Raw genomic sequence first — 16732 nt, 5'->3', positions numbered from 1 at the left:
TTTTAATTATTGGGCAGATTTTAATACGATATAACCGGTGTGCCGCGTCATGTTACCATCAGCATCCCAAACGTGCAGCACGTAGAAGTACGAGCCGTCAGGCAGCAACTTGCCCGCGCCGCTGCCCTTGTTGGACTGGCCGTTGAAGTTGTTGGACTGGTTATGGTAATTGCTGGTGGAATAGATCGTTCCGCCCCAGCGGTTTACGATCACGATCTCGTTCCGGCTGTATTTTTCAATATTTTCAATGATCAGCACATCGTTTTTGCCATCCCCATTGGGCGACAGGCCTTTATGCACCCTGATCTCGAAGTCAGGTTTCTGGTCGTCGTTCAGGATGGCGCCAACGGCAGTGCGCGCAGTGCCCAGTACAGGCGGCTGCTGGCCGGAAGCCACGGTGGCGGCTTTCAGCTTCACAACAAAGTATTCGTCGGATTCATGCACGATGTCGCCGATCACGGGCACTTCAATTTCCGCTTCTGTGGCCAGGGCCGGGATGATGATTTGTTTGACATGATCCTGGAAATCCTCCCCTGCCCTTGCGCGCTGCGGATCCTTGTCTGCTCCCGCGCCTTCGAAGGCGTCGGCAAACTCGTATTCCAGCACGATGATCCTTGTGCTCTGGCGGCTCAGCGTTACTTTGAACGGCATGATCTCTACGCTGGTATTCCCTTCCTGCACCCTCGCGGTGTCTTCACTGAAACTGATCTCCAGCGCGTCATTATCAGCGATGGCCGTGGCGGTATTACTGCTGGAGCCTTTACCATATGCTTGCCCCGGGCCGCTATGCGGCTGGATGGCAAGATTCACAAAGCCGTCATCGTCGTTGGTATCATTGTCTGCCAGGTTAAGCGTGAAGCTGACTTCGGTCTGGCCGGCAGGAATGGTAACAGTCAGGTTCGCGCCTGTTTGCGGTACGGTGGTGGTTACGCTGCGCAAAGCGTCGTGCTGCAGGCTTACGGTTACCGGCATGTTGGCAGACGGCGCCTGCGATGCCTTAAGCGTTACGTTGAGGCCCGTGCCTTCATTCACCTGTGCGGTGGTGAATATTTCTACGGTGATCACGTCGTTATCGTAAAGGTTCACACCCGCAGTATGCTGTGTGGCGCTCACCGGCCATGTGGTGGCGGGCAGCGACGAGCTGGCAGCAGTGAGGCGGATGTTCACGGTTTCCGTGCCTTCCAGCAGGATGTCGTCTTTCGGCGTGATGTTGATCAGCGCTTCTTTTGCGCTGGCCGGGATGGTGACGGTGCCGGGCAGGGCGTTGTAATCCGTTCCTGCTGTGGCTGTGCCGCTCATAGTGTAGGTAACGGTTACCGGCACTGCCGCGGTGAGCGATGTATTAGCGAAACGAACCCGCACGCGGCCTGCCGAGGAGGGCTCAGTGGCGTCGGCGATCTTTTCGATAAGAATGCTGCGGTCTGCGGTGGCCTCGTCGTCGATGATATTTATTGTGGCAGATTTCACGGCGTCCAGCGTGGTGCTCACGGTGTTGCCGAAGTATACGAAGCTGCCGGAAGTAAGCTGTATCTGTATGGTTTCAGTGGTCTCTACTACATGGTCGTCTATTACAATTACCGGTATGGCTGTGGATGACGTGCCTGCTTTGATCACGGCAATGCCGGAAAGCGGGGCGAAATCCTGTCCCGGAGCTGCTGCTCCGCTAACGGTGTAATTCACGGTCACATCATACGGCGCAATAACCCCTCCGGTCAATTGGATGCTGAAGAGTCCGCTGGCAGCAGGTTCTGCGGCATCAGTCATTTTTACCACTGTTACATTCAGCGACGGTGCAGGATCGCCGGGAATGTTTACCTGAGCGGATGGCGTCAGGGTAAAGCCGGTCGCGATGCCGGTGAGGCGGAGGATTTCGTTTGCTTCAGTGAGATTATCCTGTACGGCAGTGAGGATGATCGTTACCTTCTGCTGATCTTTAGCGATCACGGCAGCTGGCGCTACGGCGAAGTCTGCATTGACCGCGCTGAACGCCGCGTCTGCCGCCAGGTTGATGGCAATCGGCAGCGCCGTGGTGATACCTGCCGGCAGTGACAATATTACTTTGCTGGTGTTGCCTTCATGCAGCGTTGTTGAGTCGATGGTAATGGAGATCTGCCTGTTGGCGGGATTGAGGCCGGTCAGGTCGGTTACCTGGATGTTGGCGCCGGAGAAAGTAAATCCCGCGGCAGTGCCGTCTACCCGTATGGTTTCTATGGGCTCAATGATGCCGTCTTTCACCGCGGAGATGTCGAAATCTGCGCTGCTGTTGGCCATCGCCGGGATAGTGATGCTCACTGGTATCTGGGTATGATCGGTATCCGCGGCAGTGGAAGCGGCGGCGGTCTTGGACATTGTTACGGTGATGGGCATGCCGGACACGATGCCATCCGGAAGTTTCACCCTGAGCTTGCCGGTAGCATCCTCTGCGATACTGCTGCCATCAGGCACCAGGGAGATCACGGTGTTGAGCGGATCGAGGCTGGTGGCATCTTCAATGGAAATGGTGGTTCCATTTACGCTGAACCCGGGTGCGCTGCCGCTCAATTGCAGGGTTTCCAGCAGTTCCAGGATATTATCCGTTGGCGCCGTGATGTTGAATGTAGCGCTGTGCTGCCCGCCTGCGATGGTCACGGATGCGGGCAGGGCGATGTGGTCTGAATTGGCAGCGGTGGAAAGCGCATCTTTGATAATATCCACCTGGATGTCCGCAGTGGCGGTCAGTACGCCGGGCAGGCTCACAGTGATGGTGGCTGTTCCGCTTCCTTCGCGGATGGTAGCATTGCTGCTGGTGAAGGAGATGACGCCGCCGAAGTTTGCGTCCTGCACGTCCAGTAAAACAGCGCCGCTGAAGGTATAGCCTGTTAAGGACGCATTAAGGACGAGTTTTTCAACCGGCTCTATCACCACGTCTGTACTGATATTGAGCGTCAGTGTGCCGGAAGAGCTGCCCGCGGGGATAGTTGCCGTGACGGGTATTCCTCCCGCAATGTCTGCCGCGTTCACAGCGGGCGTTGCTGCGCCCTGCGCCAGCTGGATCACGAGGTCGCCGGCGGCGGTTACACCGGTTGGTAACGCGAACGTATATACGGCCAGGTTGCCTTCGGTTACGGTAGCCGGACCGCTGATAGTGATCGTTTTATTGGATACATCCGTGATGCTCACATCTGCAGTGGCGGCAGAGGCATGACCAGATACCGTTGCGCTGGCAGCCAGTTTCAGTAACTCAGTAGGTTCAATCACATTATCTGCAGCGGCGGTCACGTCAAATTCTATTTCCGTTGCACCGGCCGGGATTGTAACAGACGCAGGGAAATTTACTTCAATAACGCCAAGCGTAGCGGATGAACCGCTGCCTTTGCTGAGTGCAACGGTGATAGCCTCGGTGGATGTGATACCGGCGGGCAGACTGGCTTTCAGTTTTATGGTTCCACCTTCCGCAACAGTAGCGGTGGCGGGCGTTAAGGCAATGTCTGCCGGGCCGGTGCCATCAGTAATAGTTACCGTTGTGCCGGTAACAGCGATGCCTTGTGCATTGGCGCCGTCTATGACGATGGTTTCATCAGCTTCAAGCAGTTGATCTGCATTGGTGGAAAGCGTGAAGGTGCCGGTTGCCTGGCCTGCGTTGATAGTGATGGTCCCCAGTGCGCCATGTTCACTATTCCCGGCGGTCGAGCTGATATTCCTGCTAAGAGTGATGGTGAGGTTGTTCACAGAAGTGATGCCTCCGTTCAGCGTAGCAGTGATCACAGTAGCCGTGCCTTCGGTTACGCTGGCCGGTGCGGCAGACAAGGTGATCGTTGCGCCTGCAAGGTCCTGGTCGATGATATCGAAACTGGCAGGCTGGCTGAAGGTAAAGCCTGTTGCGGCAGGTGTCAGTACCAGTTTTTCCAGTGCTTCCAGCAGGTGGTCATTTTTAGGTTTAAGATCAACATCCACAAATGTGGTTCCGGCCGGGATTACCACGGCAGGCAGACTTTCCAGGTCGGCCAGGTCAGCTGTTGAAGCGGCGTCACGGGTGAGGGTGATGTTGATGGCTGAAGCGGATGTTACGCCTGTGGACAGGCTGAACCGGAACGTGCCGGTAGCTCCTTCTGCAATCGTAGCCGGACCGGTAACGGTGATCGTTTTATTGGATACATCCGTGACCGTGATATCAGTTTCATCTGTTGAAGTATAGCCGAATACGGTGGCGCTGGAAGCCAGTTTCAGCAGCTCAGACGGTTCTACCAGGTTATCCGTCCCGGCAGTTACATCAAATTCAATTTCGCTTGCTCCAACCGGGATCGTTACGGTTGCCGGGAAAGTCGCGTCTGTTGCAGCAGCAGAAGAACCCGCCGCTCTGGCAAGAGTAACGATGACAGGCTGGCTGCTGCTGATACCAGCGGGCAGGCTGGCTTTCACCTTCACTGCGCCGCCTTCAGCCACAGTAGCAGTGGCTGGCGTGAGCGTAATTGTTTTAGCAGCATTGGTGCCGGTCGCATCTGTGATGGTGACGGTAGTTCCTGCCACGGCAATACCTTGGGCGTTAGCGCCATCGATCACTACAGTTTCATTGGCCTCTAATACCTGGTCGGCGTTAGTTGTCAGGGTGAAAGTTCCGGTGGTTTGACCGGCGGTGATCGTGATAACACCCAATGTTCCATGATCAGCAGAGCCGGCAGTGGAGCTGGCGTTTTTGCTTAAAGTGATTGTCAGGTTGGTGGCTGATGTTATGCCGCCATTCAGGGTAGCGGTGATCACAGCGCTGCTGCCTTCTGCTACACTGGCCGGTGCGGCAGATAATGTGATCGTAGCGCCTGCCAGGTCCTGGTCGGTAATGTTAAAATCTACCGGCTGGTTGAATGTAAAGCCAGTAGCAATTGGCGTCAGGATCAGTTTTTCTGTTGCTTCAATCACATTATCATCTGCCGGAACAAAGTTTGCATCTACAAATCCACTACCCGCAGGTATCGCCACAGCCGGCAGGCTTTGCAGATCAGCCAGGGCCGCCGTTGAAGCAGCATCACGGGTGAGTGTGATGGTAATAGCTGAGGTAGATGTCACCCCTGCGGGCAGACTGAAGCGATAGGTGCCTGTAGCTCCTTCTGCAATCGCAGCCGGCCCGGTAACTGTGATGGTTTTATTGGTGGCATCAGTAATAGTCACATCAGCCTCATCTGTTGAAGCGTAACCAAACACTGTAGCGATGGAAGCCAGTTTCAGCAATTCGGACGGTTCTATCAGGTTGTCCGTTCCCGCTGTTACATCAAATTCTATTTCTCCCGCGCCAACCGGGATCGTTACGGTTGATGGGAAGGTTGCATCCGTTGCATCGAGTGTAGATGAAGAACCCGCCGCTTTGTTGAGATTTATAATAATTGCCTGGCTGGTGGTGATACCAGCAGGCAGGCTGGCTTTTATTTTTACTATGCCGCCTTCCGCTATGGTAGCGGTGGCGGGTGTAAGCGTAATTGTTTTATTGGCGTTGGAGCCGGTTGCATCTGTAATGGTGACGGTAGTTCCTGCTACTGCAATGCCTTGGGCGTTAGCGCCATCGATCACTATAGTTTCATTAGCTTCCAATACCTGGTCTGTGTTAGTTGTCAATGTGAAAGCGCCGGTAGTTTGGCCCGAATTGATCGTGATAACACCCAATGTTCCATGATCGGCAGAGCCGGCAGTGGAGCTGGCGTTTTTACTTAAAGTCACCGTCAGGTTAGTGGCTGATGTTACGCCGCCATTCAGGGTAGCAGTGATCACAGCGCTGGCGCCTTCTGCTACACTGGCCGGTGCGGCAGATAATGTGATCGTAGCGCCTGCCAGGTCCTGGTCGGTGATGTTAAAATCCACTGGCTGGTTGAATGTAAAGCCTGTAGCGGTTGGTGTCAGGATCAGCTTCTCCGTTGCTTCAATTACATTATCATCAGCCGGGATAAAGTTCACATCAACAAATCCGTCTCCGGCTGGAATTATCACAACCGGTAAACTTTGCAGGTCAGCCAGGGCCGCTGTTGAAGCAGCATCACGGGCGAGCGTGATGGTGATGGCCGAAGTGGACGTTACACCTGTGGGCAGGCTAAACCGATAAGTGCCTGTAGCGCCTTCTGCAATCGCAGCCGGGCCGGTAACAGTGATCATTTTGTTTGATACATCGGTGATCGTGATATCCGCTTCATCTGTTGAACTATAACCAAATACAGTAGCGCTGGAAGCCAGTTTCAGCAATTCAGACGGTTCTATCAGGTTGTCTGTTCCCGCGGTTACATCAAATTCAATTTCCCCTGCTCCAACCGGGATTGTTACAGTTGATGGGAAGGTCACATCCGTTACATCCAGTGTTGCAGAAGAACCTGCAGCCTTGCTGAGATTTACGGTAATAGCCTGGCTGGATGAAACGCCGGCAGGCAGGCTTGCTTTGACTTTTATCAAACCGCCTTCCGCTATAGTGGCGGTAACCGGAGACAACGTGATATCCGCGGGACCAGAAGCATCAGTAATAGTAACAGTAGCACTGGATACAGGGATACTCAAAACATTTGTTCCATTAACCACCACCGTTTCACTTGTTTCCAATAATTGATCTGCAGCAGTGGTTAGTGTGAAAGTGCCGGTTGTCTGGCCGGCAGTAATTGTAATTACACCCAATGCTCCGTGCTCAGCACCGCCCGCAGTGGAACTGGCATCTTTGCTTAAGTTGATGGTGATGTTACTGGCCGATGTTACACCGCCATTCAACGTAGCGGTGATCACAGTGCTGGCGCCCTCTGCTACGCTGGCCGGCGAATTGGATAGCGCAATCGTTGCTCCTGCCAGGTCCTGGTCGGAAATATTAAAATCTACCGGCTGATTGAATGTAAAGCCAGTGGCGGATGGTATCAGGATCAGTTTTTCGGTCGTTTCAATTACATTATCATCTGCCGGTACAAAATTCACATCCACAAAACCGTCACCTGCAGGGATTACCACAGCAGGCAGACTTTGAAGATCAGCTAAAACTACGGTTGAAGCAGCATCGCGTGTGAGCGTGACGGTGATGGCTGAAGTGGACGTCACCCCTGCAGGCAGGCTAAAGCGGTAGGTGCCGGTAGCACCCTCCGCAATCGTAGCCGGACCGGTAACGGTGATCGTTTTATTTGATATATCCGTGATCGTGATATCTGCGTCATCTGTTGAAGTGTAACCGAATACGGTGGCATTGGAGGACAGTTTCAATAACTCGGACGATTCTATGAGATTATCCGTTCCTGCAGTTACGTCAAATTCAATTTCTCCTGCACCAACCGGAATTGTTACGGTTGCCGGGAAGCTCACTTCCGATACATCAAGTGTGGCAGAGGACCCTGCGGCTTTGCTGAGGTTTACGGTAATAGCCTGGCTGGATGTAACACCAACAGGCAGGCTGGCTTTTATCTTCACTATGCCCCCTTCCGCTACAGTAGCCGCAGCCGGAGATAATGTAATATCCGCAGGACCGGAAGCATCTGTAATGGTAACGGTAGTGCCGGATACAGGAATGCTCAAGGGGTTCGCTCCATTTATAACCACCGTTTCACCCGCTTCCAATAATTGGTCAGTATTGGTGGTCAGCGTGAAGGTACCGGTCGTTTGGCCTGCAGTGATAGTGATGGTTCCTAACGCGCCATGCTCGGTAGCGCCGGCAGTGGAACCCGCATCTTTGCTTAAGGTAATGGTGATGTTGCCGGCTGAGGTTACACCGCCATTCAGGGTAGCAGTGATCACAGCGCTGGCGCCTTCTGCTACACTGGCCGGTGCGGCAGATAATGTGATCGTTGCTCCTGCCAGGTCCTGGTCAGTAATATTAAAATCTACCGGCTGGTTGAATGTAAAGCCAGTAGCGGATGGTGCCAGGATCAGTTTCTCAGTTGCTTCAATTACATTATCATCAGCCGGAACAAAGTTCACATCTACAAACCCGTCTCCGGCCGGTATCACTACAGCAGGCAGGCTTTGCAGATCAGCCAGAGCCGCTGTTGAAGCAGCATCACGGGTGAGCGTGATGGCGATGGCTGAAGTGGACGTTACGCCTGTGGGCAGGCTAAACCGATAAATGCCGGTAGCGCCTTCTGCAATCGTAGCCGGGCCGGCAACAGTGATCGTTTTGTTTGATACATCGGTGATCGTGATATCTGCTTCATCTGTTGAAGTATAACCAAATACGGTAGCGCTGGAAGCCAGCTTCAGCAACTCAGACGGTTCTATCAGGTTGTCCGTTCCTGCTGTTACATCAAATTCTATTTCCCCTGCACCAACCGGGATTGTTACGGTGGATGGGAAGGTTACGTCCGTTACATCAAGCGTAGCAGAAGAACCGGCGGCTTTGCTGAGATTTACGGTAATGGCCTGGCTGGCCGTGATGCCTGAAGGCAGGCTCACCTTTATCTTCACTATGCCGCCTTCCGCCACGGTAGCAGCAGCCGGTGTGAGAATAATCGTTTTATTGGCGTTGGTACCGGTGGCATCCGTAATGGTAATATCCGTTCCCTGCACTGTATAGCCAGTAGCGCTGCCACGCAGTTCCAGCAATTCATTCGCCTCTAAAATATTGTCGGTCGCAGCAAGGATATTCACCTTCGCAGAAGACTGACCGGCAGCAATATGGATCGTACCCAAAGCGCCATGATCGCTGGCGCCCGCAGTGGAAGTACCTCCGCTGCTCAGCACCACATCAATATCTGAAGTGGAAGTGAAACCCTGCAAAGACGCAGTGATCTCCGTAGCAACCCCTTCCGTTACCGACAACGGATTAGCATTCAGCTGAATCAACAAACCAGCAGGGTTGGTATTCACCACATCCAGCGAAATTTCCTGCGAGAAAGTGAAATCCGTTGCCTGCAGCAACATCTGCACATGCTCCTGCCCTTCCACGACCGCATCCGCCTTCGCATCAAAGGTCACATCCACGGAAGTCGCCCCGGGATTGATCACCGCCGACAAAGGATGACCGCCGTTAAAATCTCCGTCGAGCGTAGTGGTGCCGGTTGTTACAGACAATGATATATTAACCGGTATGTCAGTAGTAACGCCTGATGGCAAAGCAATCCGCCATTTCACGCTGGCTCCTTCGGCCACGCTGGCAGGGCCGGTAACCAATAACGCAGTATTAGCAGGCGTTTTCGACTGGTCAATAATATTTACCGTCCCGGTAGTTGTTACCGGATCATCAAATACCGTAGCGCTGGCGGATATTTCAAGTTTCTCGGTCGGCTCCAGCACATTGTCCGTTTTAGCCTGGAGCATAAAATCTATCTCGCTTACGCCCACCGGGATCTTCACCGGTAAAGCATATTCATAATCCGAAGCCTGCACGCCTGCATCGCTGCCGCCGCCCTGGCCAAGGGTAATAGTAATTTCTTCTGAAGTTTTGATTCCCGCAGGAAGGCGCACCCATACTCTCAGGCTGCTTCCCTCGTTCACGCTCGTTGCATCCGGCACTACGCTGATCTGTTTGTTGGCCGGGATGGTGCCGGTCACATCATTGATAGTAAATGTAAGCCCATCTACCGTATAGCCGGTAGCGTTACCTTCCAGGATGAGGGTTTCTGTTCTTTCCAGCAAACCGTCGTCTGTTGCAGCGATCGTAAAGGTAACGGAAGGCGTGCCGTTCAGTATGGTAACAGAAGACGGGGTTACCACGTAATCATCATCTCCCGCGGTGGAACCGCTTCCTGTCTGCAACGCAATGTTAATATCCGCCGTGGCATTGCCTGATTCCAGCGTGGCGGTTACGGTTCTCGCAGGCTGGCCTTCCAGCATCACCAGGTCGCCTACTGTAAATATTATTTTGGTGCTGGCCGCGTCAGCAATGTTCACCACCTGGGCCGGCGTGGTATACGCGGTGCCGAGAATGTTGGAAGAAGCTGTGATCTCCAGTGTTTCGGAGGGTTCAGTAAGGGCATCCGTCACTGCCTCCACATCAAAGAGCACACCGTTCTGCCCGGCGGGGATGGTGACCGTTGCCGGCAGGATGTAATCACCGGTAGTGGCGCTTGAACCTCCACCCGCAGCGAGTGTTACCACTATGGGTTCCTGGGTACGGAGGGCGGTAGTCCTCAGCCTCACCCGCATCTGCGTGGTTTGTCCTTCTGTAATGTTGGCCGACGTTGGCGGTTCCAGCACAACCTGTTTATTGGATGCCGTCTTGGATGTAAAATCATTAATAATAATACTTCCGTTCACAAAAGTGAAGCCGCTCACATTGCCGGTCAGCACCAGCGTTTCGTTGGTTTCCAATATCACGCCATCTCCTTTCAGCTGAATGGAGAACGGAACGGAATTAGCGCCCGCCGGGAATGTAACCGACAGCGGCAGGATAGTATTGAAATCATTCTGATCCGCGGTAGAACTTGCATCCAGCACAAGGTTCAGCGTAAAGTCGGAACTGAAGCTAAGACCCGATGGCAGCGAGATCGTACCGTCTATCGGTTTGGCGCCGGTAGCCTCATCGATGGCGGGAACCGAGAATGTGATGGTAAATTCCCTTCCTGCCGGGTTGTCAAGAATATCCAGGTTGGACGGTACCACGGTCAATGCGCCATAGCTGTCGGAAACGGTTGCATCGAAGTACCAGTATTCCTGGTCTTCGAGCAGGCCATCATCCCAGAGATCGATATCGTAAGTTATATCATGACCGTTGGCAGGGATAGTGAGCGAAACGGGGAACAAGGTAGCCAGGTCATCCTGGGTCGCAGTATTGGCGGGGTTCACCTCGTTGATGCTGATCAGCAAAGGTTCTTCCGTGGTCACACCGGCGGGCAGGCTGGCAGTCATGGTGACCATAGCGCCTTCCGTGCCCTGCGGTACGGTGAAGGTAATGATCCGGTTATCGGGGTTCAGGTTGGTTGTATCAGTAATCGTAATGCCGGCGGTATGTGCTTTCGGATCGCCGCCGATATTGGCAGTGGCTTCTATTTCAAGCAGCTCGTTCGTTTCCAGCACCAGGTCGCCTGTAGCGGTAAGCTCAAATTCTGTTTCCAGCTGGTTGGCAGGAATGGTCACCTGCGCGGGCATGCCGGAATAATCGGTGGTTTCAGCGGTGGAAGTGCCCAGCCTGCTAAGATTTACGGTGAGCGGGGAAGTCAGCGCCACGCCGGTCATCCTCACTTTCACTTTTGTTTTCTCCCCTTCTTTGATAGTGGTTTTCTCCGGTTCTATAAATATTTTATTCTCGTCATCGTCCACGATCGTGTATTCCAGGGAAGTATTACTGGCAGCCAGCTGCAGGTGCGGCGCGCAGGCGGGCGCTACCAGCGTAACGGTAAATGTTTTGTCGAAGGTCGATTGCGTGGTGTTGCCGATAATTTCGATCGGCAGGGGCACCTGGTCATTTATGTAGGTGCCGGGCTGGATAATGAGCTTGTTGTATAACACCCTGTAATCCACGTTCGGCACCGCGGGATGCGTGCCTGAGGGCGTTACCTGTATTTCCAGCACCTGCGGCAGGTTGAAGGAAGCGTTGGCCACATTGAGGGAAAGGCCGGTGATGGGATGTGCCGCGTTGCCTTCCAGCCCCTGGGGGGTCGGGGCGGGCGTGAGGCTGAGGTCGGCTATTTCCATCGGCATGATGGGCCAGGTCACTTCGAGGTTGGGATCCATCAGGAACAGGCTCTTCACTTCTGTTGTATCATAACCCACCGCGATCTGCCGGGTGGCATGTTTCAGCTCGCCCGGGTTATTGGTGGAAAACATTTCCAGTGCAGTATGCACAGCAACCCCGCTGTTATCAGGCACTGTTTTGATCGTATTGGAAAAACGGTAACCATTGCCGGTTTTCAGGTCACGGTCTGCCACAGGCCCGGCGAAATAAGAAATGAACCCGCCGTCTGTTGTTTTGAAGACGTGCGCGCCGCTCTGCCCGTCAGGACAATCGGCCCCGCTTTTGGTAATACCTACCATCCTTGGCGTATAGCCGGTAACGTTATTCTCTTCCAGGTAAGCATTGGTCACATTGTCTACCTCCAGGCTTTTAAACCCTTTTCCGCAGGTTGCCCCGTTCATCCATCCGGCTTCGGAAAGATAAAAATGCACCCAGTAAGGCCCGCCCGCGGAGCCGCTGGGCAATCCTTCATTGGAGCTTAAATAATAATTGACCAGGTAATAAGATTTCCCGGCCGTGTACACGTATTCGGTAGAAAGATGGTAATCTGCGTTATTGGCGTTCCTGAATTTTGTCTGCGTCACTACCCTCCAGGGATTGCCTGTGCTGCCGTCTCCCATCACCTCGGAAATATTACAGGCCTGCAGGTATTTGGGCACCTGGTTTTCGAGGGTGCCTCCCAGCTTCCTTTCAAACACGACGTAGGTACGGAGCCCTCCTTTATCGTATTGGGGCTGGCTGGGGTCCAGGCTGAACTGGTCCACGCCGTTGCGGCGCACCATTACGCTGGAATCCGTGATCGTGATCTTGAGGTCTCCCCCCGATTCGCCCCCTGTAGGGTTAATGACCTGGGAAGGCGCCTGGGCGCTGACCATACCGCTCAAAAGGATGAGAACCAGCAACATACCCATGGCAGGGAAGCGGAATTTTCTCATGCCGGCAAACAGGGCGCTGTCTTTCTTAGGATAGGATAGGACTAACATAGTAACATTAAAATTTCTTTACATACACACTAGATATCGGGATAGTGACGTTATACTTCGGATTTTCCGGGGTGAGGAAGGCCCTGGCTTTGTTATGATGCACGGGCGTGGAATGCCTTTTTCTCTCTCAAAAGCCCGCCAGGGGCGCTATTACATTACCAATGACTCCAAAAAGTAATACGTAATAAACTGGTAATATACCTCACCAATTAGCAAATGTATATTATTTATAATATTAAAGCAAAAAATAATTGTATTTATTTCTCTATATATAATTTAAGGCAGAGTTTGGGGAGGCGTTCAGAATGATGGGGATACGTTCCCTAATTAGCATTATGTGGAAAGTTAAAATAAAGGTAGATTTGCAAAAATTTATTCGGAATGTCAACAATTGCTAAGTCCAAAATTGATTTGAACCTCAAGTACAAAGTAAAAGACATGTCTTTGGCTGAATGGGGTCGCAAGGAAATTCAGCTGGCGGAAGCCGAAATGCCGGGCCTTATGGCACTGCGCGAGGAATACGGTAAATCCCAGCCCCTGAAAGGTGCCCGCATTGCCGGCTGCCTGCACATGACCATCCAGACTGCCGTACTGATAGAAACCCTGGTTGCCCTCGGCGCCGAAGTACAATGGAGCTCCTGCAACATCTTCTCCACGCAGGACCATGCCGCTGCCGCTATCGCTGCTGCCGGCATCCCGGTATATGCCTGGAAAGGCCTGAACGAGGAAGAATTCAACTGGTGCATCGAACAGACGCTTTTCTTTGGCAGCACAGACCGCCCGCTGAACATGATCCTGGACGACGGTGGCGACCTCACCAACATGGTGTTTGACGTATACCCTGAGCTGATCCAGCATATCAAAGGCCTCAGCGAAGAAACCACTACCGGTGTTCACCGCCTGTACGAAAGAATGAAGAACGGCACCCTCCCGATGCCCGCCATCAATATCAACGACTCCGTTACCAAATCCAAATTCGATAACAAATACGGCTGCCGCGAATCCTGTGTGGACGCTATCCGCCGCGCAACCGACGTAATGATCGCCGGTAAAGTAGCGGTAGTAGCTGGTTTTGGCGATGTGGGCAAAGGTTCCGCTGAGTCTCTCGCCGGCGCAGGCGCCCGCGTGATCGTTACCGAGATCGACCCGATCTGCGCCCTGCAGGCTGCTATGGAAGGTTACGAAGTGAAAAAGATGGCCGATGCCGTAAAAGAAGCGGACATCATCGTGACCACCACCGGTTGCCGCGACATCATCACCGGCGAACACTTCAAGACCATGAAAGACAAAGCGATCGTGTGCAACATCGGTCACTTTGATATCGAGATCGACGTGGCCTGGCTGAACACCAACTACGGTCATAGCAAAGTGGAGATCAAACCCCAGGTGGACAAATACACCATCGACGGGAAAGATATCATCCTGCTGGCTGAAGGCCGCCTCGTGAACCTGGGCTGCGCTACCGGCCACCCTTCATTTGTAATGAGTAACTCTTTCACCAACCAGACCCTTGCCCAGCTTGAACTGTGGACCAACTCCGCCAGCTACGAGAACAAGGTATATGTGCTGCCCAAGCACCTGGACGAAAAAGTTGCCCGCCTGCACCTGAAGAAGATCGGCGTGGAGCTGGATACACTCACTCCTGCACAGTCTTCCTACCTCGGTATTCCCGTGGAAGGTCCCTTCAAACCCGAATACTACCGTTACTAATCCGGCGGTAAATCATACCGGAAGGCAGCGCCCGCTATGGTCGCTGCCTTTTTTTGTTTTATAAGGCTACAGCCTTATATTGGGTCATTATAAGTCTACAGGCTTATAATTAGGTATTATAAGGCTATAGCCTTATATTTGCAGTACGTACATCATGAAAACGAATGCAGCCGTCATAACCGGGGATGTTATCCAGTCCTCCCAGCTCGCCCCCCAGGCGCGCGTGCGCCTACAAAAGGCGTTGGATAACGCGTTTGCGGCTGTCAGGAAAAAAGAGAAGAGCTTCAGGGCGGAGCAATACCGGGGAGACAGCTTCCAGGCCGTTATCGCCAAACACCCCGAAACGGCCCTGCACAGCAGCCTGGTACTGCTGGCCATGTTGTGGAAGGAAGATTTTAAGGTACGGCTGGCCATCGGCACCGGTGAGATTTCCTTTAATGCGAAAAAAATAGTTATTTCAGACGGGGAGGCCTTCCGCAATTCAGGTCCGTACCTGGATGAACTGAAGAAAAAGAACGGGCTCATTTCCGTGGTCACTCCCTCCGCAGACGTCAACCAGGAATGGGAGATCCACTGCCAGACGCTTTCCTTCATCATCGAACGGTGGAGCGCCCTCCAGGCGGAAGCAGTGCTGGAACAGCTGAACGGCCTCACCCAGGTGCAGACCGCCGAAAAACTGAACATCCGCCAGCCCGCCGTTCAGCAACGGCTGCAGGGCGCCGGGTGGCAAACCATCAGCCTGATACTCCGGCGGTTCGAACAGCAGGCGTTGTCGCTATTATAACTATGCCGTTAACCAAAACAACAGGCGCAATGCCTGTTTAAACCATATCTTATGTTATTGCTCATCAAATGGCTGTGCGCCCATCTCCTGGGAGATTTTGCATTGCAGACCAACCGCATCGTCCAGCACAAACGCCGCCGCAAAGCCGGTTCCGGGTATCTTTACCTGCATTGCCTCATCCATGGCCTGCTCATCTATCTTTTTACCGCCGCATGGACGCAGTGGCTGGCGCCGGTAGCCATTGCCGTTACCCACTTTTTCATTGATCTCTGGAAACTGTACAGGAAAGACAATGCGAAGAATTTTCTTATAGACCAGGGCCTGCACCTGCTCGTATTGCTCCTGCTCTGGCTGCAGGTAACCCATGGCTGGAACGACGTAACTCCCTGGCTGCGCGGCCTCTGGCAGAATACGACCTTCTGGGCCGTAGCCCTCGGTTATGCCGCCGTAATATGGCCCGCCGCTTTCCTGCTCGGCTTCGCCACCAAACGCTGGCGCGACCAGGTGACGGATGCACGCCTGAGCAATGGCAAAGGCTCCCTCAGCGAAGCCGGCAAATGGATCGGGATATTCGAAAGGGCGCTGGTGCTTACTTTCATCATTACCAACCATTACGAAGGCATCGGTTTCCTGATCGCGGCCAAATCCATCCTCCGCTTCAACGACCTCAAGGAAAGCGACAACCGGCGCGAAACGGAATATGTGCTCATCGGCACGCTCATGAGCTTCTCCACCTCTATTTTTATCGGCTCCGTTGTGATGTTCCTGCTGCAATAATTGTAATTTTGCGGCATGACCAAGCTGAGTGTAAATATCAACAAGTTTGCCACGCTGAGGAATGCCCGCGGCGGCAACCTGCCAGACATCATACAGGTAGCGAAAGACTGTGAACGCTTCGGGGCAGACGGCATTACGGTACACCCCCGGCCAGACGAACGGCATATCCGTTACCAGGACGTGCGGGACCTGAAACCGGTCGTTACCACGGAGTTCAACATCGAAGGTTATCCTTCCAAAGATTTTATGGACCTGGTATTGGACGTGAAACCCCACCAGGCCACCCTGGTACCTGATCCCCCGGGCGTGCTCACGTCCAACAACGGCTGGGATACCGTGCATTACCAGTCTTTCCTGAAAGATATCATCTCCACCCTTAAAGCCGCCGGCATCCGCGTGTCTATCTTCCTCAACCCTGAAGTAGATAAAGTGGCAGGCGCAAAATCAGCCGGTGCAGACCGCATTGAGCTTTACACCGGCCCTTACGCTGAAGAATATACGAAAGCGCGCACCCAGCCGCAGAACTTCAGGCTGTTCAACGATTATAAGAACACCGCCAAAGAAGCCTCCGCCATTGGCCTGGAACTGAACGCAGGGCATGACCTGAACCTGGATAATCTCCGGTTCTTCAAGCTGCACATCCCCCAGCTCAAAGAAGTATCCATCGGCCACGCCCTCGTGTGCGACGCTATCTATTTCGGGCTGGAAAATACCATCCAGCTGTATAAAAGGCAGTTGCAGGATTAGAAAACGTCTTTGCGGGAAAAGACCCGTCATCGCGAGAAAAACCCGTCATTGCGAGAAGCAGTGGGGGGCTGTGCAGGAGCCGCGACGAAGCAATCTCTTCCTTAGCTTGAAGTACGCCAATTCAACGTTTGAGATTGCTTC

Annotated in this window: 5 protein-coding genes; 4 read left to right on the top strand and 1 reads right to left on the bottom strand. The window is 53.4% G+C overall.

What is annotated here, in order from left to right; translation table 11 throughout:
* Window positions 1–6: 6 nt before the first annotated feature.
* Entirely contained in the window at window positions 7–12573 is a 12567-nt protein-coding gene (locus R3I13_RS20975) for a Calx-beta domain-containing protein (protein ID WP_346319933.1), read from the bottom strand.
* A 381-nt stretch (window positions 12574–12954) separates the two neighbouring features.
* Between R3I13_RS20975 and ahcY the strand changes: the two genes are divergently transcribed.
* From ahcY to R3I13_RS20955, 4 genes are all read left to right on the top strand, one after another.
* On the top strand, window positions 12955–14283 hold the full coding sequence (gene ahcY, locus R3I13_RS20970) for an adenosylhomocysteinase (protein ID WP_346319932.1): 1329 nt from the start codon (window positions 12955–12957) through the stop codon (window positions 14281–14283).
* 154 nt (window positions 14284–14437) lie between these two features.
* Window positions 14438–15067, top strand: coding sequence for a SatD family protein (locus R3I13_RS20965; RefSeq protein ID WP_346319931.1), 630 nt, complete (start codon window positions 14438–14440; stop codon window positions 15065–15067).
* A 51-nt stretch (window positions 15068–15118) separates the two neighbouring features.
* The gene (locus R3I13_RS20960) at window positions 15119–15844 is read left to right on the top strand and encodes a DUF3307 domain-containing protein (RefSeq protein ID WP_346319930.1); all 726 of its coding nucleotides are present in this window, start codon (window positions 15119–15121) and stop codon (window positions 15842–15844) included.
* Window positions 15845–15859: 15 nt separating this feature from the next.
* A complete protein-coding gene (locus R3I13_RS20955) occupies window positions 15860–16591 on the top strand; it encodes a pyridoxine 5'-phosphate synthase (RefSeq protein ID WP_346319929.1) in 732 nt (243 codons plus the stop codon).
* Window positions 16592–16732 lie beyond the last annotated feature (141 nt).

It is taken from the genome of Chitinophaga sp. YIM B06452, from assembly GCF_039655965.1.
Classification (GTDB): Bacteria; Bacteroidota; Bacteroidia; order Chitinophagales; family Chitinophagaceae; genus Chitinophaga.
The sequence above is the reverse complement of the archived record's forward strand: the minus strand, read 5'-3'. Positions and strand labels throughout refer to the sequence as shown.